This is a genomic window from Saccharothrix hoggarensis (assembly GCF_042678885.1).
GTDB lineage: Bacteria > Actinomycetota > Actinomycetes > Mycobacteriales > Pseudonocardiaceae > Actinosynnema > Actinosynnema hoggarensis.
Genome location: NZ_JBHTLK010000043.1, coordinates 1 through 19,656, shown reverse-complemented (window position 1 = coordinate 19,656; position 19,656 = coordinate 1). Strand labels below are relative to the sequence as shown.

Here is a 19,656-nt window from a genome sequence, read left to right as displayed (position 1 = left end):
GACGCTGATCTGACAACCCGCCCGCCGGATAGCCGGCAAGCCGGTCAACGGCAAACCGCACCCCCCTGTTATCCGCCAACCTGGCGACGTGCCGGCCTACAGCACTCGTGGCCCATCACCCAGCTCGGGTCCTCCGCCACCCACCTTCCGCCCCCTCGCGAGTGGTTGCCGGACAAGTGACGATTCTGCACGTTCGTGACCGGCGGAGAGCCCGTCGAACCAGGCTTGCCTCCTGGTTCGACGGGCTCCCTCCGAACGCCTGCCCGACGACCGCCGAGCCTTACTGTCCTGAGTGGACGATTACCGCACCGCCGTCGACTCGGGCAGGAACTCCTGCGACGACGCGCGGATCGACGTGGAGCGGTCGGGGAACTGGCGGCGGATCCACAGCGGGCCCAGCAGGAGCAGCACCAGGCCGGTGACCGGGAACATGGCGGCGACGACCTGCTGCCACGCCGCCAGGTCCATCGGCTCGGGCGGCGACTCCTGGATGCCCACCAGCATGAACACCCGCACGGTGAACACCACCGCCAGCAGGGCCGTCACGACCGCGATCGCGGTCGAGCGCTGCCGGTGGGCGCGCACCGCCAACCACACCAGGAGCGGGATCACGTAGACCCAGTGGTGCTCCCAGCTCACGGGTGACACGAGCAGGCCGGTGATCGCCGCCGCGCAGAAGCCGAGGAAGTCGGAACCGCGCCGGAACGCGTACGCGGCCACCGCCAGGCCGTAGAGCCCCACGACGCCCAGAACCACCAGCCACCACTGCGAGAACGCGCCACCCTCCAACACCCGGGCCATGGCGCCCGCCAGTGACTGGTTGGGCGTGTCGAACACACCGCCCGCCCGCGAGGAGTGCAGCACCAGCCCGCCCCAGTACTCGGCCGAGTCCGCCGGGGCCACGATGAAGTCGAGGACGACCGTGCCGGCGAAGGCCAGGACCGCTGTGCGGGCCGCCTTCCACTGCCGGGTCACCACCAGGTACGCGATGAAGATCAACGGCGTGACCTTGAGACCCGCCGCGATGCCGATGCCGACGCCGCGCCACCGCCCCGGATTCGGCCGGAAGTCCAGCAGCACCAGCAGGAGCAGGAACATGTTGATCTGGCCGGCGATCAGCTGCACGCGAACCGGCAGCAGGAAGGACGCCAGGATCAGGCCGGCTACCGTCAGCACCGCGCGGTTGCGGGGGTTCCGGACACCCGCGATGCCGAGCGACAGCCACACCACCGCGCCGAGTGCGACCAGCGACACCGTGTTCCACACGAGGCTCGCCGTGCCGATCGGCAGGAACGACAGCGGCACGAAGAAGAGCATCGCGGTCAGCGGCGGGTACAGGTACGGCATCGGCCCGTACAGGGGGGACATGACGACGAGGTCGTACAGCGATCCGCCGTCGCGCACGGTCTGCCCGCTGGCCAGGTAGACCTTGAGGTCGACCGTCCAGCGCAGGCTCCAGTACGGGTCGCGGGTGTAGACGTAGGACGCGATCAGGGCAAGGGCCAACGCCGTGACGACCACCGCGGACCAGGTGATCACCTGTAACCGGCCGCGGGACTCCGGGTGACTGGACATGGGTTCAACCTCGCTCGTGTGCCGATGTGCGGGATTCGGGTCCGCGGCGTGTCGTCCACGACGCTGTGGGCGGGCCGACCAGCAGGTCGATGTGGCGCGCCAACCTCACCGTCGCCTCCGTCACCTCCAGCCGGTCCAGGACGGCGTGGGCGTCGACCTCGTCGCAGCCGTTGAGCAGGACGCTGACGACACCGTCGGCCTCGGCGACCTCGTCGGTCACCCTGATCGCGCCGGCCGGCACCGCGGTCCCCCGGGGCAGCCGGACGATCGTGGAGAGGTCGGACCGGGCGTAGCGGCGTTGCGGGCGGCGCCGGGCCGCGTGGACCTGGTGCTCGACCACCCCTGCGAGCAGCCGGGCGCTGCGGTCCCACTGGAACCGGTCGGCCCACTCCCGGCACCGCTCGGACGCGTGTCGCGCGTGCTCGACGTCGGCCGCCGCCGCCAGCCGCCGCGCCAGTTCCGCGGCGAGGCCGTCCGGCGAGTCGACGACCCACCCGGTGCGGCCGTCGCGGACGAAGTCGCGGACACCCGCGGCGTCCAGGGCCACGCACGGCACGCCGTGGGCCGCGGCTTCCAGGGTGGAGCAGCCGCACACCTCGTCCACCGCCGTCGACACCGCGAGCCACGCGCGGCGCAGCCACGCCTGGCGCTCGACGTCGGGGAGCCTGCCGTGGAACGTCACGGCCGACCCGATGCCCGCGTCGTGCGCGATCCGGGACAGCCTGGGCAGTTCCGGCCCGTCGCCGATGATCTCGACGCGCAGCCGCGGCACGCGCTCGACGACGGCCGCCAGCGCGTCCAGCAGCAGGTCCAAGCGCTGCTCGGGCACCAGGGCAGCGAGCGCCACGATCGTCGGGTCCGCGGCCCGCTCACCGGTGTCGACGGTGGTCGGCGCGCCTGGCGGCACCACGAAGATCGGGCCTCGGAAACCTGTGTGGCGACGCAGCTCGTGCCGTGCCGCGGGTGACAGCGCCACGACCGCGCGGTCCGACCCGCCCCACCGCGCGACCGGCCCGGCCAGCAGCCGGCCCACCGGGGCGGACCGCGCGAACCGGACGCCCTCCACTCCCGGGCGCGCCCGGTGCACGACCTGGACGACCGGCGTCCGGAGACCCGTGATCAGCGGCAGCACGAGGGCGAGGCCGCTGCCGGTGGCGTTCACCACCGCGTCGAACCGCCCACCCCGGCGCAGCAGGCGCACCGCGCCGGGCGGGCACAGCTCCAGCGGTGTCGCGGAGCGCACCACCTCGACGCCGTCGATCACCTCCCGTTCGGCCGAACCGGGTGGCCTGGTCACCGCCCAGGTGACCCGCACGCCACCGGCGGCCCAGCGCCGCGCGACCTCGTGCAGGTACCGCTCCGGGCCGCCCGCACGCGGGTGCCGCACGTCCCGCCGGCTCACCACCAGCACCCGCCGCCCGGCCAGGACGCCCTCCCGGCCGTTCATCGGTGAACGGCCCGGTAGAGCCGGAGGAGGTCGACGAACGCCGCGCGGCCGTCGTGCAGGGGGCGGAAGGTCGAGCGCTCGTCGTCGGTCCACGCCACCGCGACCTCGGCGATGCGCCCTCCCGCGCGCCTGATCTGGAGCAGCAGCTCGACGTCGAACGCGAACCCGCTGACCTGGCAGCGGTCCAACGCGCGCTGGACGGCCACCCGCTCGAAGACCTTGAAGCCGCACTGGGTGTCGTGCACCTCGGGCACGAGCTTCCTGGCCAGCATCCGGAACACCGCACCACCGGCGCGGCGTCCCAGTGACTGCGGGTGCACCAGTTCCGCGCCCGGCGCGTGGCGCGAGCCGATGGCCGCCGCCGCGCCCGCCTCCAGCTCCGACACGGCCCTGGTCAACGTTTGCACGGGGGTGGAGAGATCGGCGTCGACGAACCCGACGAACCGTGCGGTGCTGCCGGCGAGGCCGCGGCGCACGGCCGCGCCCTTTCCAGGGCGGGCGCAGCCGATGACCACCACGTCGGGGTGTCCGGCGACCGCCGTGGCGGTGCCGTCGGTGCTCCCGTTGTCGACCACGACGACCCGCGACCGCCACGACTGGCGGCGCAGGAACGCGGTCAGCGCGTCCAGGGTGGCGGGCAGCCGGCCGGCCTCGTTGAACGCGGGCACGACCAGTTCCAGGTCCACCGCCGTGCGGTGACCCGCCGCATAGGGCGAACGCGGCCGGGGTATCGCGTCGACGTGCCGCCCCGACAGGGTCGACTCGGCCATCACGCACCTCCCCCGGCTGTGGCGTCCGCGATCAGCGACCCGCGCGCGGTGGTCTCCGGCGTGGCGAACAGGCGCGGGTGCGCGTCCCGCAGGCCACCGACGACGAGGTCGTACGGGACGTCGTCGAAGTCGCCGTGCGAGCGCAGGAACTCCATGTGCTGGCGGCCGTCCTCGTCGTACGGGTGGTACATGCTGTCGCCGCGGCCGTCGAAGTCCAGTGGCTTGATCTTGTAGAGCTTGCACAGCATCTTGTTGAACACCGGCGTCGCGCGGACCCACTTGCCTTCGAGGAAGACGGTGGTGAGGCTGTGGAAGGTGAAGACGTTGCCGCCGATCAGCTCCTCCAACCGGGGCGAGGTCAGGTGGTTGCGGACGTCACCGTAGTAGATGCGGCTGGGCACGCCGACGGATCGCACGGCGGCGGCGTACACGATGGACTTGTGCACGCAGAAGCCCATGCCGCGCTTGATGGTCGAGCTGGCCTTGAGGCCGTCGCGGGACAGGTCGGCGCCGTACACCTCGTAGTGGATGCCGTCGCGCACGGCGTAGTAGAGCGCGCACGCGCGCTCCACCTCGCTCATTCCCTCACCGTCGCCCCGGAGGGCCTTGCGCACGAAGTCGCGGACGATCTCGTTGTCGTGGTCGAGGAACTCCGTGGTGTCGAGCAGATGCCGGTCGGCTTTCTGCGCTGTCATGGTGGTTCTCCCTCACAGACCGATCATGCTGGCGATGCGCTGGCGCTGGATGTCGGAGGTGCCGGAGTAGATCGTCCCGGCGACGGCGTTGCGCAGGTCCTTCTCCAAGCCGTACTCGGCGGTGTAGCCGTAGCCGCCGAACACCTGGATGGCGGCCAGCGCGGAGGTGACGTTGCCCTCGCTGGCGACGAGCTTGCTGATGGCGAGGTCGACGGTGATGTTCTCACCGGCGCAGAGCTTCACCGCGGTGTCGTAGAGCCACTTCCGGGCGTTCTCGACGGCGATGCGCATCTCGACGATCCGGTTGGACACCGACTGGTACGAGCCGATCCTCTGCCCGAATGCGATCCGGTTCTTCGCGTACTCGACGCACTGCTCCAGCCGGTGCTGCATCTCGCCCACGTTGATGATGAAGGAGCACAGTATCTCCCACTTCATGACGTGGTCGAGGATCAGGAAACCGGAGCCCTGCGCGCCGACCACGTTCGCGGCGGGCACCCGGCAGTCGTCGAAGAACAGCTCGCTGAGCGGCGACGTGCGCAGGCCCATCTTGGCCACCGGCTTGCCGACGGACAGACCCGGCGTGTCGCGGTCGACCACGAACGCGGTGATGGCGGCGGGGTTGCCGCGCTTGCCGGTGCGCGCGTAGACGACGATCGCGTCCGCCAGCGGGCCGTTGCTGATGAACGCCTTGCTGCCGTTGAGGACGTAGTGGTCGCCGTCCCGGACCGCGGACGTGCTCATCCCCATCACGTCCGAACCGCCCTCCGGTTCGGTGATCGCGTGCGCGCCGATGATGGAGCCGTCGCACACCCTGGTCAGGTAGCGCCGCTTGAGGTCGTCGGAACCGAAGCGCTGCAGCGGAACCCCGATGCTCACCATGTGGGTCGACACGGAGAAGTTGAAACCGCCGTCGCGGCAGGTGTACCCGAGCCCTTCCAGCACGTGCATGGTGGTCGGCAGGTCCTGGCCGAGGCCGCCCCACTCCTCGTCGAAGGGCAGGCCCAGCAACCCGGTCCCGCGCAACGCCTTCCAGGCGTCCGCGGCGAACTCGCCCGCGGCGTCGCGCTCGACGTGGCCCTCACCGAGCGCCGGGCCCATCTCCTCGACGGCCTTGCGCAGTGCTCGCTGGTCCTCGTTCCACTGGATCACCGCGTCACGCCCTTTCCGCGATCGAGGCAGCCGGGGACGTCCGCCGCGCCAGCACGGCGTTGCGGTCGACCTTCCCGGTGGAGGTCCGGGGCAGCGCGTCGTCGCCGATCTCGAACCCGCCGGGGATGGCGGTCCGGGGCAGGGCGGCGGCGCAGTGCACCCGCAGGTGCAGTCCGTTGAGCTGTGAACCGGGCGCGCGGCGGACCACGGCGTGCAGCACGTTCCCCGCCTGCTCGTCGGGCACCGCGACCACCGCGGCCTCGACGACGTCGGGGTGGGCGAGCACGACCTGCTCGACCTCCTGCACGTTGGTGCGCACGCCGCGCACCTTCACCTGGTGGTCGTTGCGACCGGTGAGGAACACCAGGCCGCGCTCGTCGCGCCGGACGAGGTCGCCGGTCCGAAACCACCCGTCGTCCCACCGCTCGCGGTCCAGCGCGGCGTCGAGGTAGCCCTGGGCCCGGAACGGCGTGCGCACGACGAACTCGCCGCTCCCCGCGCCCGGCACCACCCGCCCGTCCTCTCCCACGATCCGGGTCTCCACGCCGTCGATCGGCGTGCCGATCGGGGTGGGCGACTCGGCCGGGTCGATCCGGTGCAGGAAGCTGTCGTTGGTCTCGGTGCAGCCGTAGACGTTCCACAGCCGGGCGTTCGGGAACGCCTCGGTGACCCGCTCCAGCAGCGCCCGCGGCGCCGCGTCGCCGGTGAGCAGGACCTCGCGCACGGCGGGGAACGTCCGACCGGTGTCGGTGACCAGGCGGAAGAACAGCGGTACCGCCTGCACCACGGCCGGTTCGCGGTCGGCGCACAAGGCGGCCAGGCGCTGGCCGTCGGCCGCGTGCTCGGGGTCGACCAGGTCCACGCACGCGCCCGCGGCCAGCGCGGACCACACGTCGAGCAGGCACAGGTCGAAGTTCAGGGGCGCGTAGTTGAGCACCCCGACCCCCGGCCCGATGCCGAACGCCCGCGCCGCCCAGCCGAGGAAGTTGTCCACGCCCTCCTCGGACAGCACGACGACCTTGGGCGTGCCGGTCGACCCGGACGTGGTCAGCAACAGGCCCGGCCCGGGCATCGTCCGGGCCTCCGCGCCGCTGGTCCGGGTGGTGATTCCGTCAGGGGACGCGGTGAGCACGTGGGTGCTCCCGGTCTGCTCGCAGAGCCGCGCCAGCGCGTCGGCCCCGAGCGACGAGGACGGCAGCACCACCCGCCTGCCCGCCCGGAAGCAGGCGACGAGCAGTGCCACCGTCCCCGGTGACTTGTGCGCCGGCACGCACACCGGCACGTCCGGCGCGATGTCCACCGCGGCGAGCGCCGCTCGGGCGTCCCTGGCCATGCGGTCCAACGAGGCGTAGTCGACGACGTCACCGGCCCAGGACAGGGCCGGGCTCCCGGGTCGGGTGTCCACCTGTTCGGCGAAGGCGTTGAGGAAGGCTCGGGTAGGCATCGCGTCGGTTCCCTCCAGCTGGAGAACGAGTCACCGGCGGGCGGCCAGCAGGCCGCCTCCTCCGGACACGGTCGCGTGGACACCGGTCAGGTCGAGCAGCCGCCACAGGCACGCCTGGTTCGAGGTCACCACCGGCACGCCCAGTTCGTGTTCCAGCCGGTCCACGGCCTCCCACGAGCGGAAGCCGCTGCCGGGCAGCAGCACGCCGTCGGCGGCGGCGCCCTCGGCGGCGGCGAACCCCGCGGCGACCTGGCGGCACACCTCGTCGGGGTCGACGTCCCAGCGCCCGCCGCGGTCGAACAGCCGGTGCTTCTCGACGCCCTGCCACCGGTCGGGCAGCCGGTACGGCACCATGCCCGCGATGTCGAACCCGCCCGCCGTCAGGTAGGACTCGGTGGCCGCGAACGTCGGCGCGGTGAACCACGGCGGCATCAGCACCAGCGGTCGACGCACGCCCATCGCGGTCAACCCCGCGCGGATGGCCTCGCCCGCGGTGTAGACGTGCGTGCCGCCGGTCAGCTCCACCGCGGCCTTGGCGAAGCCCTCGTCGAACTCCAGGCCGCCGAAGAAGCTGGCGGAGCCGAAGCACAGGCAGATCGCCGACAGGTCCATCTGCCCGAGCTGCGCCAAACCGCGCCGGACGTCGGGCTTCCGGATCATCTGCTCCCAGGACTCGCTGGTGTACTCCGCCCCGGTGCTGGTCGGGCTCTCGAAGCGGGCGGCGTGCACGGTGACGCCGGGCGGGGCCATCGCCCACAACTCGGCCTCCACGACGGGGTCGTTGTGCACGACCAGCACGCCGAGCTGCGCGACCCACCGGGCGGCCCTCACGACCGGCTCCCGCGCTTGGCCAGCCCGAACCAGGCCAGCACCGCGCCCAGCGCGGCGGCGATGGCGGTGGTGACGAACGCCCAGGCGAAGGCGCTCTCCCCGGGCTCGACGCCGAGCACCAGCACCAGGACCGCGACGCCGAGCGCGCCGCTCATGTACTGGGAAGTGGTCATCAGGGCGCCTCCGACGCCTTGGTTGCGGTCCTCCACATCGGCCGTGCCGGCGATGAACATCGACACGTAGGTGACGCCGTGGGCGAAACCGGTGATCAGCAGACCGGGCAACAGGTTCAGCGCATAGCTGTCGCCACCCACCTGGGCCGCCAGCAGCAGCAGGCCCGCGGCGTCGGCGACGAACGCGAGGGTCAAGGTCAACCGCACGCCCAGCGCCGCGACGATCCGCGCGGCCACCGAGTTGGCGATGGCGATCGCGATCGCCATGGGCAGGAACGCCAGGCCCGCCGCGAGCGGCCCGTACCCGCGCAGTTGCTGCACCAGCAGCGTGACGACGAAGAACTGGTTGCCGACGCTGGCCATGTACAGCGCGGTGGAGCCGCACCCGACCAGCAGCGAACGCGTGCGCCGCAGCAGCGGGTCGACCAGCGGGTGCTCACTGCGGCGTTCCTGCAGCACGAACCCGACCAGCAGGACGGCGGTGGCGCAGAAGGCGACCAGCGTGCCGGGGTTGGTCCAGCCGCGGCTGGAGGCCAGCGTCAGCGCGATCGCCGCGGACAGCACCGCGCCCGTGCACAGCACGGCGCTCGGCACGTTCAGGCTGGTGCCCTCCCGCCGACCGGGGACGTGCTTGGGCAGCAGCCGCGGGGCGGCGAGCGCGCACACCACCGCGAGCGGCAGGTTGATCAGGAAGACCCAGCGCCACGACACCGTGGTCAGCACGCCGCCGATGATCACCCCGGCGGCGAGGCCCGAAGCACCGACCGTCCCCCACACGCCCAGTGCCCGGTTGCGCGCCGGACCGGCCGGGAAAGAAGTGTTGATCAACGCGATGACCGCGGGCTGGAGCAGCGCCGCGGCGACGCCCTGGACGGCGCGGGCCACCAGCAGCAGCTCGGGTCCGGGCGCGGCGCCACCGGCCAGTGACGCCACGCCGAACAGCAGGATGCCGGCGAGGAACAGGTTGCGCGGCCCGAAGCGGTCCGAGGCGCGTCCGCCGACGACGAGGAAGCCGGCGAAGAAGACCGCGTAGCCGCTGACCACCCACTGGATGGTGCTCTCGGTGAGGTTCATCTCGCTGCCGACGCTCGGTAACGCGATGTAGACGATGGAGTAGTCGAGCGCGATCAGGAACTGCGCCACGGCGAGGATCGCGAGAACGGCGTTCGCCGAGCGTGGCGGCGCCGCCGCGGCGGCGCCGCCGGCCGGAGTAGTCGACATGGGAGTCACCCTTGGTGTGAGCCGAATGGGGCGGGAATCCGGAGAATGATCTCGCGCAGCGCGGGCACGTCCGCGAGCACCTCCCGGGCGCCCGCGGCGACCAGCTCCGCGGCGGAGGCCACACCGGTGGTGACGCCGAGGCAGTCCATCCCGGCGGCACGGGCCATGAGCACGTCGTCGATCGCGTCGCCGACGACCGCGCACCGATCCGGCGGCACGCCGAGCGCGTCGGCGGCCAGCAGCGCCAGGTCCGGGTGCGGTTTGCCGAACTCGACCATGTCGTGGCACGACAGCGTGTCGAAGGCGGCCAGCAACCCCGCGGCCTCCAGCAGCTCCACCGCGCTGCGCCGCACCTTGCTGGTGACCACGGCCAGCGGTCGGCCGTGCTCGCGCAACTCCGCGAGCAGCGCGGGGATGCCGGGGAACACCAGCTCGCCCGCCGACGGGATCACCAGCTCGGTGAACAGCTGCCGGGCGCGGTCCGCCGCGCGCGCCACCTCCGGGTCGTCCGCGGGCAGGTCGAGGAGCGTGCCGAAGGACGCGGTCAGCGGACGGCCGATGGTGCGCCGCAGCCGGTCCTCGTCGACGACGCGGCCGTGCTCCTCGACCACGGTCCGCAGCACCACCGCCATCCCCGCGGGGGTGTCGACGAGCGTTCCGTCGACGTCGAAGAGAACGGCCCCCGGGAACGCGAGACCGCTCACGCCCGCTCCTTCATCGCCACGGCCACCTCGGCGGCCAGGGCACTGGTCGACAGCAGCACCGACCGGTTGGCCTCGGCGGTGCGGCCACCCGTCGCCCTGCCCACCGCGCCGAGGATGTACGGCGTCATGTCCTGGCCCCGCACGCCCGCCGCCTCGGCCTCGGCCTGCTTCTCCCGCACCAGGGCGTAGGTCTCCTCCGACGGCAGCGCGTCGTCCTCGTCGATGGGGTGGGTGACCAGGAAGCCCGCGCCGCCGTAGCTCCAGTGCAGCCGGACCGCGTCGGCCAGCACGGTCACGTCGTCGATGCGGCGCGGGTTCCGCTCACCGCTGGAAACGCTGTAGTAGGCCGGGAAGTCGTCGCAGCGGTAGCCGACCACCGGCACGCCGTAGGTCTCCAGCCACTCCAGCGTCAGCGCCGGGTCCAGCACGGACTTCGCGCCCGCGCACACCACCGCCACCCGGCGCCGGGTCAGTTCCGACAGGTCCGCGGAGATGTCGAAGCTGCGCTGGGCGCCGAAGTGCACGCCGCCGAGGCCGGCGACCGCGAACACCTCGATGCCCAGGTGGCCCGCCGCGACCAGGGCGGCGGAGACCGTCGTGCCGCCGTGCCCGCCGCCCGCGAGCACGGGACCGATGTCACGCGTGCCGACCTTGGGCGTGGACGGCGTGGTGGCGAACAGCTCCACCTGCTCATCGGACATGCCGACGACGAACCGACCGCCGACGATGCCGGCGCGGGCGGGCACCGCGCCGGCCGCGCGGATGGTCTTGTCGATGTCCAGCGCGGTGTCGCGATTCATCGGGTACGGCAGGCCGTGCACCACACCCGAGGATTCCAGCGCCACCACGGGCCGCCCGTCCGCCAGCGCGTCGGAGACCTCCTCCGACACCGAGAACAGCTCGTCGCGTGCCGACATGGTCGTTCCTCCTGTCGTCGATCGGGTGCGGCGCGGGAGCCGTGCTCCTCGCGCCGCGATCCGTCAGTAGTGCGAGAATTCGTCGGAGTCGAAGTTGTGCCGCTCGTCGCCGCGCAGCGGCGGGTTGAACACGCTGATCAGCTCCAGGTCGCCCTCGGGCGCGGCGATCAGGAAGTGCTGGTCGTGCCGGTCGAGGGCGTACATGACGCCCGGTTCGATCTCGTGCACGGTCCCGTCGCCGGTGATCACCTGGCCGCGGCCCGCGATGCAGTAGCAGGCTTCGAGGTGGTTGCGGTAGTGCAGCGGGGACTTCGACCCCGCCTTCACCACCGTGTGGGCGATGGTGAAGCCCATGTTGTCCTTGGCGACCAGGAGCCGGTAGCTGATCCCGTTACCCCAGTCGACACCGGTGACCCCGGTCTTGGTCCGCACGATCATGCTCGTACACCTCTCGTGTCGTTGACGGTCAGACGAAGCTGCGCCCTTCGCGGATGAAGGTGCTGATGGCGTCCACGGAGCTGAACTGGGCCGGGGAGAGGTCCTGCTCGTCCACGGGGATGTCGTAGCGCTCGCCGACCCAGGCGATCAGCCGCAGCAGGCCGAGGCTGTCCACCACACCGGTGTCCAGCAGGTCCAGGTCGGACGGCAACTGGTCCGGGGTGACGTCGGGGGCGAAGGTCGTCACGACGAACGTCCTGACCTCGTTCTCGATCGACATGTGCGGTCCTCCTGGTTCCGATGCGGTCTCGGGGCCGGGGTCGTCGACGCCCAGCAGCTCGACGAGCAACACCCGGTCCGGGTTGGTGCGGCCGGTGCGCTCACCGGTGACGACCTGGCGCAGGTCGGCCTCGGCCCGGCTGATGAGGCGGCGCCGGGTCATGCCCACCAGCGCCAGGTCGTCGACCACCACGTGGTTCATCTCGCGGACGACGCGGTCGGGCAGGTCGCGGCCGGTGGCGTTGACCACGACCGCTCCCCTGGTCAGGTGCTCGGGCCACGCGCGGGGATCCGCCAAGCCGGTGACGACGACGAGGTTCGCGCCGAACACCGCGTCGCAGGGCGTGCCGACGACCGAGAGCCCGATGCCCGCCAGGTCGAGCTGGTCCACGACGTCGCGGTCCAAGGGCTCGCCACCGGGCACGTGCACCGCGACGTGGCTGACGTCCGGCACGTGCCGGACGATCGTCTCCAGCTGCACCCGCACCGACTCCGCGGGCCCGATCACCGACGCGGTGACCACACCGGGTGAGAGCAGGTGCCCGGCCGCCAGGGCGGTCAGCACGGCGGCGCGGTGGTGCGGACGCGGCTCGGCCGCCAGCACCCGGGTCACGGCGCGCCCCATCATCAGCCGCTCGGCCGCGGCGTCGACCGGGGCGAGGACGTCCGCGCGGTCGCGTGGTGCGTAGCTGGTGCAAGCGGTGGAGCCGTCCATCGAGCGCTCACTCTCCCGTCGCGGTGGCCGTGGCGGGAACGACGATGCGAGCCGCCGCCTTCGATCTGCCTTTGATCCGCTATTGGTGGAGGCCACCGCGCGAAAAGCGCGGGGAAGGCGAATCGATGGTGGCGACCGCTCCACTGGGTGACGCCCGTTGGACCAGCACACTGGAGGGAACAAGCGATGTCGACCCGCCGCACCACCGCGACACCGGTGCTGAAGTCCCTGTCCGCCGCGACCGGCTTGATCGCCGTCGTCGTGACGGGTCACCTCCTGTTCGGCGTCCACCAGTCCACCGACGCGGTGACGAGCGGAGACCTCGCCGCGCACAGCGCCCAGCCTCCGATGCACCTGGCCGACACGCACTGGTGAACCGACCTGTTCCTCACGAACACAGCCGGTGAAGGCGGTTCCGCTTCACCGGCTGAGCCGTGGGGAAGCCGCGTGGACGCGGTCGTGCGGAGGGAGGTCCGCGCCTCAGACCCGGTCCAGGTCGTCGGTCACCGGCTCGTCCGCCAGCAAGGCGCGCAACCGCGCCGAAAGCCGCGCCGCCTCCCGCGACCTGACACCCGACAGCAACAGCGCGGCTCGTTCGAGGAGCAGGCGCGCGCCCACGCGGTCGCCGTGGTCGGCGCGAACCCCGGCCAGCAGGTCCAGCGTCCTGGCGTGCCACACCGCGGAGCCCAGTTCCTCGAACAGGGCGCGCGCGACCTCGAGGTGCGCCACACCGTCCACCTCGGTGCCCCTGGTCAGGGCGATCTCACCCAGCGCGTACCGCGCTTTGGCCTCCACCAGCCGCTCCCCCAGTCGGCGCGCCAGGTCCAGCGCGTGCACCAGGGTCGTCTCGGCGTTGTCCAACCGCCCTTCGCGGTAGCGCAGCAGCCCCAGCCCGTAGAGCGTGTGGACCTCGCCGATGGGGTCGCCGGTGTCGCGCACGATCCGCAGCACCCGGTGCAGCGCCTGGCGGGACAGGTCGACCTGGCCGGTGGCCAGGTAAAGCTCGGCGAACCGGTGCACCACCTGCACCTCGACCCGCAGGCACCCGGTCTCGCGGCTGGTGGCCAGCGCCTCGTCCAACATCCGCGTCGCCGCGTCGATGTCGCCGTCGTCCATCCGGAACTTGGCCAGGCTGCGCAGGATGTGCGCCTCACCGATCCGGTCGCCGACCGCCCGCATGATCTCCAACGAGCGGGTGTACTTGGCCAGCATCGACACCGTGTCGCCGCGCAGCCCGGCGATGTGGGCGGCGTTGCGCAGCACCAGGGCGCAGCCGTGTTCCTCGCCCTCGGCGCGGAACAGCTGCAGCGCCTCGACGAAGCACGCCTCCGCCTCGGCCAGCCGGGTCTGGAACATGTGCAGCGTGCCCAGCGAGTAGCGCATCGCCGCCATGCCGATCCGGTTGCCCGCCCGCTCGGCCGCGGCGTGGGCGACGCGCGCGCACTCCAGCCAGTCGTCGAAGTAGCCCTTGGCCTCGAACAGCGTGACCGAGGTCAGCGACAGGTCCCAGCACAGCTCGTCCAGACCCGCCTCGGCTGCCTGCCGGACGGCGGCGACCAGGGCCGGTCGCTCGTTCTCCCACCACTCCGAGGGCTTGCCGATGTGGTCCACCACCGGGGTCGCCGGAGGGCGCCACCGCGGGGCGTCGCCGTGCACGATGGTGTAATCGCCGCCGTACTCCTTGCGGTGCGCCTCCTCGGCCAGCGCGAGCCACATGCCCAACACGCGGCTCAGCGCGGCGGCGCGTTCGTCCGCGGTGTCGTCCTCGCGCAGCTTCTCCGCCGCGTACACGCGGATCAGGGCGTGCAGCCGGTAGCGCGTCGGCGCGTCGGCGTACTGGACGATGTCGACCAGCTGGGCGTCGACCAGGCTCTCCAGCACCTCCTCCGCCTCGTCGTCGGACTTGTCCAGCAGCGCGGCGGCCACCCAGGCGGGGAAGTCCGGCGCGGTCACCAGGGAGCACAGCCGGAACAGCCGGCGGGCCTGCGCGTCGAGCGCCCGGTAGGTGAGGCCGATGTTGGAGCGCAGTTCGAGGCCCCGGTGGGTGAACTCGTCCAGCCGCCCCGCCTCGTCGCGGAGCCTGCCCACCAGCCCGTCCAACCGCCAGTGCTGCCGTGACGCCAGCCGCGCGCCCGCGATCCGCAGCGCCAGCGGCAGCCCGCCGCACAACTCGGCCAGCTCCACGGCCGCCTCCTGCTCGGCGGCGACCCGCTTCGGGCCGATGATGCGGGTCAGCAGCTCGACGGACTTGTCGACGTCCAGCACGTCCAGGGTGATCTGGTGCGCGCCCGGCAGGCCGCTCAACCTGGTCCGGCTGGTGACGATCACCGCGCACGACGGGCTACCGGGCAGCAACGGCAGCAACTGCGCTTCGCTGGGCACGTCGTCCAGCACCAGCAACAACCGCTTCCCCGACAGCTTGCTGCGGTACAGCTCCGCGCGCTCGTCCAAGTCGTCGGGGATCGCCGAACCGACCACCCCCATCGCGCGCAGGAACCGGGCGAGCAGGTTGGCGACGTGGTCGGTCCCGCCGGACGGGTTCACGCAGGCGTAGAGCTGGCCGTGCGGGTAGTGGGCGCAGAGCTCGTGCGCGGCCCGCGTGGCGAGGCTGGACTTGCCGACGCCGCCCTTCCCGGAGATGGCGATGATCGGCATGGCCCAGCGCGTCACGTCGCCCTCGGGTCCCACGTCGCGGAGCCGGGCCGGCCCTCGGCCCTGGTCCCGCCCGAGCAGCCGCACGATCTCGCGCAGGTGCTCCTCGTGGCCGGTGAAGTCCGCGATGCTCGCGGGCAGTTGCCGGGGCACGACCCCCGCCGCGGGGTGGGGCAGGCCGGCCGGGGCGGGTTCGGGTGGCGCGACGGGCGGTTCCTGCGTTCCCGGGCCGCCCAACGCGGGCTCGCGGCGCAGGATGGCCAGCTCCAGGTCCTGCAGTTCCCGGCCGGGTTCGACGCCGATCTCCTCCACCAGCACCGCGCGGGCGCTGCGGCTCGCCTCCAGCGCCTCGCCCTGACGTCCCGCCCGGTACAGCGCGAGCATCAGGAACCCGTGCAGCCGCTCGCGCAGCGGGTGATCGGCGACCAGGGCTTGCAGTTCGCCGATCACCTCCCGGTGCCGGCCGAGTTCGAGGTCGAGCCGGATGCGTTCCTCGAGAGCGGCGAGCCGCTGTTCCTCCAGGACGGTGGCGCTGCGCTGGACCAGGTCGCTCGGCACACCGGACAGAGCGGCCCCGCGCCACAGCGCCAACGCCGACCGCAGCGTCTCGGCCGCCTCGGCGGTCCGGGAGGCGTTGGCCTGCTCGCGCGCGGCGGCCACGAGTTCGGCGAATCGCAGGCTGTCCACGTCGGCGGGTCCGAGTTCGAGGACGTACCCCGGCGGCCGAGTGGTGATCGCGTTCGGGTGGGACGCGTCGTCCAACAGTTTGCGCAGCGCGGAGATGCAGATCTGGATCTGGGCGCGCGCGGTGACCGGCGGCGAGACGCCCCACACCGTGTCGATCAGCTGCTCGACCGGGACGACCCGGTTGGCGTTGAGCCCCAGCACCGCCAGGACCACCCGCTGCCGGGGACCGCCGAGGTCCACCGAACGGTCGCCCAGAACCAACTCGACCGGGCCGAGCAGCCTGAGTCCCATTCCATGCTCCTACAGTGCTCCCGGTCGATCTCGGTGCTGAGGGGTGGAAACCGCGACATAGCGATGTTGGCTCATTTTCCACACTCTGTGTAATCGCCACCGTTGTTCCCTGCGGATTGCCGCACAACGTCACCCAGCGTGCCCGAAACGCCCGTACGCAGGACGGAACAGGGTTAACGTCAACACTGACAGGGCTTCAAACGCGCCGCGATCGCCCGGATGCCGTGCACGGTCAGTGATCACCCTGGCTGAGGCGTGGCGCGCGATCGCCCCGTCTCACGCGCGGCCGGCCCGTGCAGTCTCCGGGGCGCGGGCGGCGCCGTCGCTCAGCGGTCCGGCACCCACCACCGACGGGCGCCCGGGCATCGACTTCGACGAGCGCACCACCGGCCGGTCCTCACCACCGGTTCAGCCGAGGTGACCGGCCGGCTGTTCTCCGACCGGGCCGGTGTGGCGATGGCCTGAAAGCAATGAGGTCTCCGGTAAGTGGGGTGCTTGGCGACCAAGCAACCCCAAGTACCGGAGACCTCGTGGCCGGCGTAGCGGTGATGAGGCGGCAGGACCTCAGTGACGACGGGCAACGCCTTGGACGGCAGCCCGCTGGTCCAGCCACTTCACGATCGCCTGGTTCGTTTCGTCCGGCAGCTCCTGCTGGATCCAGTGACCGCAGTCCAGACTGGCCACTTCCACGTTGGGCACGAACTCCGTCAGTCGTTCAGCCCTCAGCACCGCGTCGCGGTCGCCGTAGATCATGAGTGCGGGCTGTCGGATGACCGGGTCCACGTCGGCCAGCAGGTGCCAGTTGCGGTCGAGGTTCCGGTACCAGTTGATGCTGCTCGTGAAACCGGTCGACTCGAAGGCGGAGACGAAGACGGCCAGTTCGTCGTCGCTCATGACGGGATCGCCGAGGGGTGTCCCCGCCCTGGCGAGATCGATCATCGCCATACCCGGCTGCGGCGGTTTCGGGGGCTCGTTCTTCCGGAAGAGGTTGCGCAGGAACCGGGCCGTGTGCTCGTCGAGCACGGCGTCGGCGACGCCCGGCTGCCGGTTGAAGTGGACGAAGTAGAAGTCGGCGCCGAGCGCGGCCTCCATGAACTCGATCCAGGGCACCTCCCCGCGCTCTTGGTAGGGCAGGCTCAGCGCTACCACGCCGTTCACCCGGTTCGGGTGCAGCAGGGTCAGGCCCCAGACGACGAACGCGCCCCAGTCGTGGCCGACGAAGGTGGCGTCCTCGTAGCCGTAGTGGTCCAGGAGTGCGACGAGGTCGCCCGACAGGTGCTCGATGTCGTAGTCCGTCACCTCGGTCGGACGGGACGAGTTGCCGTAACCCCTCTGGTTCGGAGCGATGACGTGGTAGCCCGCCGCGGCCAGGGCCGACATCTGGTAGCGCCAGGAAAAGGCATGTTCCGGCCAGCCGTGGCAGAGCACGATGGGCTTCCCCGCATTCTCCCGGCCTGCCTCGAAGACCTCCAGTTCCACACCGTTGACGGGGACGAGGGTGGGTTCGGGAAAGTCGGTCGGATCGAACATCGCGTTTCCTCTCTGCCGTGCGGGGCGTCACAACCGACGCAACCCCACGGCCGATGCGGTCAATGTCGCCATCGTGCCGACCGAAACAGGTCACCCCATGACCGGTTTTCTGTGGGAGTGTGGCCGGTGTGCGAGCCGACCGGCTGATGGCCATCCTCCTGCTGCTGCAACAGCGCGAGCAGCTGACGGCGGCGGACGTCGCCCGCGAGCTCGAGGTGTCCGAGCGCACCGCGCGCCGCGACTTCGACGCCCTGGCCGTGGCCGGGGTGCCTGTGTACTCCATCCAGGGCCGGGGCGGCGGCTGGCGCCTCGTGGGCGGCGCCCGCACCGACCTGTCCGGGTTGACCGCGGGTGAGGCCCGCGCCCTGTTCCTGGTCGCCGGTCCGGCCTCGGCTGCGACGCCGGCCGTGAAAGCGGCGCTGCGCAAGCTCGTCCGCGCCCTGCCGGAACCTTTCCGGGTGCAGGCCGAGGCGGCGGCGTCGTCGTTGGTCGTGGACCCCCAGCGCTGGGGGTCCAGCCGCATCGAGCGCCGGCCGCCGCCTCGCTTCCTCGACGCGCTCCAGGACGCGGTGATCCGCGGCGTCCAGGTGCGGCTCGGCTACGTCGACGGCAACGGCGCCGAAACCGAGCGCACCGTCCACCCGCTGGGCATCGTCGCCAAAGGTCCGTCGTGGTACCTCGTCGGCAACACGGAGGCCGGCCTGCGGACCTTCCGGATCGACCGCGTGTCGTCCGCCGACCCGACCGGCGAGCCCGTGCGCCGACCCGACGACTTCGACCTCGCCGCGAGCTGGCGCGAGATCGCCGACGAGGTCGACCGCAGGCGGACACCCCTCGAAACCCAGGCGACCTGCACGCCCGACGGGATCGCCCGGCTCCGGATGGTGCTCGGCGACCGGCTCGAGGTGGGAGGCGCCACGACCGACGGCCGCATCGAGGTCGTGATCCGCGGCTACAACGAGTACGCGCTCGCCGGCGAGCTCGCCGGGCTGGTCGAATGGCTCGAGGTGACCGGCCCTGCGGATGTGCGTGACCGCCTGGCCTCGATCGGCAACGCACTCGTCGAACGGTACGGCTGAGACCGGCCCGCCTGCTTGCCCGCGAACGACTGCACCGTCGCGCCGGTCGACCCCGCCGCGGCCTGCGCGCCCTCCTTCATCTTCACGAAGAAGGGGTTGGTGTCGGTCTTGGTCACCAGCCCGACGAGCGTGCCGCCACCGGCCGCGCCGCCGCCGTCGCCGCCGTCCCCGCACCCGGTGGCCACTGCCGGCAGTGACGCCGACACCAGGGCCGTCAGCCTGACGCCACTACGCGCCCGTCCGGTCATGTCTTCTCCTACGTCAACGTTGACGTAACGGCCGCCGTGTCCGAAGAGGTTCACATCGAGGCCTGTTACGCGAGATCATGTCGGAAAACTGTCCGCACTTCCGGCCCCGTCAGGACCGTCGGAGGAAGTGGGTCTTTCGTTAAGTCATCGTTGACGCTAGCTTCGTGCTGCAAGTCACGACAAGTCGCCGTTACGCAAGCGTTACTCGGGGTGGAGCAGAGCGTCATGGATTCACGGGGTGCACGGCGGGAGCCAACCATGCGGGACGTCGCGGCGCTCGCCAAGGTCAGCACGAAGACGGTGTCGCGGGTGATCAACGACCTGCCCGGCGCCGGTCCCGAGGTCGTCGAGCGGGTCCGCGCCGCCGCGCGCACGCTCGGTTACCGGCCGAACCTGTCCGCGAGCAGCCTGCGCCGCTCCGACCGGCGCAGCGCCACCATCGGCGTGCTGCTGGAGGACCTGTCCAACCCGTTCGACTCCGCGCTCCTGCGCGCCGTCGAGGACCGGGCACGGCAGAACGACGTGCTGGTGCTGGCGGGCAGCAGCGAGGACGACCCGGAGCTCCAGCGCGAGCTCCTGACCTCCCTGGCCACGCGGCGCGTCGACGGCATGGTCGTCATGGCCGTGGGCGGCCACCAGGACGCGCTCCAGCAGGAACGCGAGCGCGGGACGCCCATGGTGCTGGTCGACCGCCCTCCGACGTTCCACGGCACCGACAGCGTCACCACCACCAACCGCGAGAGCTCGCGCGAGGCCGTCCTCCACCTCGCCGCCCTCGGCCACCGGCGCATCGCCTTCCTCGGCGACC

Annotated in this window: 17 protein-coding genes; 3 read left to right on the top strand and 14 right to left on the bottom strand. The window is 71.8% G+C overall.

The features are described 5' to 3' along the window. Positions 1 to 300 precede the first annotated feature (300 nt). From ACFQ3T_RS11210 to ACFQ3T_RS11155, 12 genes are all read right to left on the bottom strand, one after another. Positions 301 to 1,575, bottom strand: coding sequence for a glycosyltransferase 87 family protein (locus ACFQ3T_RS11210; protein WP_380723048.1), 1,275 nt, complete (start codon positions 1,573 to 1,575; stop codon positions 301 to 303). A gap of 4 nt (positions 1,576 to 1,579) precedes the next feature. Continuing rightward, positions 1,580 to 3,022, bottom strand: coding sequence for a glycosyltransferase family 4 protein (locus ACFQ3T_RS11205; RefSeq protein WP_380723046.1), 1,443 nt, complete (start codon positions 3,020 to 3,022; stop codon positions 1,580 to 1,582). Then, positions 3,019 to 3,792 (bottom strand): glycosyltransferase, encoded by a 774-nt coding sequence (locus tag ACFQ3T_RS11200; RefSeq protein WP_380723044.1) that lies wholly within the window; start codon positions 3,790 to 3,792, stop codon positions 3,019 to 3,021. Before ACFQ3T_RS11200 ends, ACFQ3T_RS11205 begins: the two co-directional genes overlap by 4 nt. Then, positions 3,792 to 4,487: a transglutaminase-like domain-containing protein gene (locus tag ACFQ3T_RS11195; protein ID WP_380723042.1), complete on the bottom strand. Its 696-nt coding sequence runs from the start codon at positions 4,485 to 4,487 to the stop codon at positions 3,792 to 3,794. Before ACFQ3T_RS11195 ends, ACFQ3T_RS11200 begins: the two co-directional genes overlap by 1 nt. Before the next feature lie 12 nt (positions 4,488 to 4,499). Further along, positions 4,500 to 5,639 (bottom strand): acyl-CoA dehydrogenase family protein, encoded by a 1,140-nt coding sequence (locus ACFQ3T_RS11190; RefSeq protein ID WP_380723040.1) that lies wholly within the window; start codon positions 5,637 to 5,639, stop codon positions 4,500 to 4,502. Positions 5,640 to 5,643: 4 nt separating this feature from the next. Beyond that, entirely contained in the window at positions 5,644 to 7,083 is a 1,440-nt protein-coding gene (locus tag ACFQ3T_RS11185; RefSeq protein ID WP_380723038.1) for an AMP-binding protein, read from the bottom strand. A 30-nt stretch (positions 7,084 to 7,113) separates the two neighbouring features. Further along, a complete protein-coding gene (locus tag ACFQ3T_RS11180) occupies positions 7,114 to 7,914 on the bottom strand; it encodes a maleate cis-trans isomerase family protein (protein WP_380723036.1) in 801 nt (266 codons plus the stop codon). Beyond that, on the bottom strand, positions 7,911 to 9,308 hold the full coding sequence (locus ACFQ3T_RS11175; protein WP_380723034.1) for an MFS transporter: 1,398 nt from the start codon (positions 9,306 to 9,308) through the stop codon (positions 7,911 to 7,913). Before ACFQ3T_RS11175 ends, ACFQ3T_RS11180 begins: the two co-directional genes overlap by 4 nt. 5 nt (positions 9,309 to 9,313) lie before the next feature. Beyond that, the gene (locus tag ACFQ3T_RS11170; protein ID WP_380723033.1) at positions 9,314 to 10,012 is read right to left on the bottom strand and encodes an HAD family hydrolase; all 699 of its coding nucleotides are present in this window, start codon (positions 10,010 to 10,012) and stop codon (positions 9,314 to 9,316) included. Continuing rightward, positions 10,009 to 10,929, bottom strand: coding sequence for a pseudouridine-5'-phosphate glycosidase (locus ACFQ3T_RS11165; RefSeq protein ID WP_380723031.1), 921 nt, complete (start codon positions 10,927 to 10,929; stop codon positions 10,009 to 10,011). The genes ACFQ3T_RS11170 and ACFQ3T_RS11165 overlap by 4 nt, the downstream gene beginning before the upstream one ends. 63 nt (positions 10,930 to 10,992) lie before the next feature. Then, on the bottom strand, positions 10,993 to 11,367 hold the full coding sequence (locus tag ACFQ3T_RS11160; RefSeq protein ID WP_380723029.1) for an ectoine synthase: 375 nt from the start codon (positions 11,365 to 11,367) through the stop codon (positions 10,993 to 10,995). 28 nt (positions 11,368 to 11,395) lie between these two features. Further along, on the bottom strand, positions 11,396 to 12,361 hold the full coding sequence (locus tag ACFQ3T_RS11155) for a phosphopantetheine-binding protein (RefSeq protein WP_380723027.1): 966 nt from the start codon (positions 12,359 to 12,361) through the stop codon (positions 11,396 to 11,398). A gap of 186 nt (positions 12,362 to 12,547) precedes the next feature. Here ACFQ3T_RS11155 and ACFQ3T_RS11150 point away from each other — a divergent pair, with 186 nt between their 5' ends. Further along, the gene (locus ACFQ3T_RS11150; protein WP_380723025.1) at positions 12,548 to 12,736 is read left to right on the top strand and encodes a hypothetical protein; all 189 of its coding nucleotides are present in this window, start codon (positions 12,548 to 12,550) and stop codon (positions 12,734 to 12,736) included. A gap of 105 nt (positions 12,737 to 12,841) precedes the next feature. Here ACFQ3T_RS11150 and ACFQ3T_RS11145 read toward each other — a convergent pair whose 3' ends face one another. Together ACFQ3T_RS11145 and ACFQ3T_RS11140 are read right to left on the bottom strand one after the other, a co-directional pair. Further along, positions 12,842 to 15,991 (bottom strand): AfsR/SARP family transcriptional regulator, encoded by a 3,150-nt coding sequence (locus ACFQ3T_RS11145; protein WP_380723023.1) that lies wholly within the window; start codon positions 15,989 to 15,991, stop codon positions 12,842 to 12,844. Between the two features lie 564 nt (positions 15,992 to 16,555). Continuing rightward, positions 16,556 to 17,521 carry an alpha/beta fold hydrolase gene (locus ACFQ3T_RS11140; RefSeq protein ID WP_380723021.1) on the bottom strand — a complete coding sequence of 322 codons (966 nt, stop codon included), beginning with the start codon at positions 17,519 to 17,521 and terminating at the stop codon, positions 16,556 to 16,558. A 128-nt stretch (positions 17,522 to 17,649) separates the two neighbouring features. Here ACFQ3T_RS11140 and ACFQ3T_RS11135 point away from each other — a divergent pair, with 128 nt between their 5' ends. Then, a complete protein-coding gene (locus ACFQ3T_RS11135) occupies positions 17,650 to 18,600 on the top strand; it encodes a helix-turn-helix transcriptional regulator (RefSeq protein WP_380723019.1) in 951 nt (316 codons plus the stop codon). A gap of 506 nt (positions 18,601 to 19,106) precedes the next feature. Continuing rightward, positions 19,107 to 19,656 (top strand): LacI family DNA-binding transcriptional regulator (locus ACFQ3T_RS11130; protein WP_380723017.1); only part of this gene is annotated, 550 nt, incomplete at its 3' end.

What these genes read in the sequence shown, in the direction of transcription:
- ACFQ3T_RS11210 (WP_380723048.1), bottom strand. Translation starts at nt 1,575, where the DNA reads ATGTCCAGTCACCCGGAGTCCCGCGGCCGGTTACAGGTGATCACCTGG.
- ACFQ3T_RS11205 (WP_380723046.1), bottom strand. Translation starts at nt 3,022, where the DNA reads ATGAACGGCCGGGAGGGCGTCCTGGCCGGGCGGCGGGTGCTGGTGGTG.
- ACFQ3T_RS11200 (WP_380723044.1), bottom strand. Translation starts at nt 3,792, where the DNA reads ATGGCCGAGTCGACCCTGTCGGGGCGGCACGTCGACGCGATACCCCGG.
- ACFQ3T_RS11195 (WP_380723042.1), bottom strand. Translation starts at nt 4,487, where the DNA reads ATGACAGCGCAGAAAGCCGACCGGCATCTGCTCGACACCACGGAGTTC.
- ACFQ3T_RS11185 (WP_380723038.1), bottom strand. Translation starts at nt 7,083, where the DNA reads ATGCCTACCCGAGCCTTCCTCAACGCCTTCGCCGAACAGGTGGACACC.
- ACFQ3T_RS11175 (WP_380723034.1), bottom strand. Translation starts at nt 9,308, where the DNA reads ATGTCGACTACTCCGGCCGGCGGCGCCGCCGCGGCGGCGCCGCCACGC.
- ACFQ3T_RS11165 (WP_380723031.1), bottom strand. Translation starts at nt 10,929, where the DNA reads ATGTCGGCACGCGACGAGCTGTTCTCGGTGTCGGAGGAGGTCTCCGAC.
- ACFQ3T_RS11160 (WP_380723029.1), bottom strand. Translation starts at nt 11,367, where the DNA reads ATGATCGTGCGGACCAAGACCGGGGTCACCGGTGTCGACTGGGGTAAC.
- ACFQ3T_RS11155 (WP_380723027.1), bottom strand. Translation starts at nt 12,361, where the DNA reads ATGGACGGCTCCACCGCTTGCACCAGCTACGCACCACGCGACCGCGCG.
- ACFQ3T_RS11150 (WP_380723025.1), top strand. Translation starts at nt 12,548, where the DNA reads ATGTCGACCCGCCGCACCACCGCGACACCGGTGCTGAAGTCCCTGTCC.
- ACFQ3T_RS11145 (WP_380723023.1), bottom strand. Translation starts at nt 15,991, where the DNA reads ATGGGACTCAGGCTGCTCGGCCCGGTCGAGTTGGTTCTGGGCGACCGT.
- ACFQ3T_RS11140 (WP_380723021.1), bottom strand. Translation starts at nt 17,521, where the DNA reads ATGTTCGATCCGACCGACTTTCCCGAACCCACCCTCGTCCCCGTCAAC.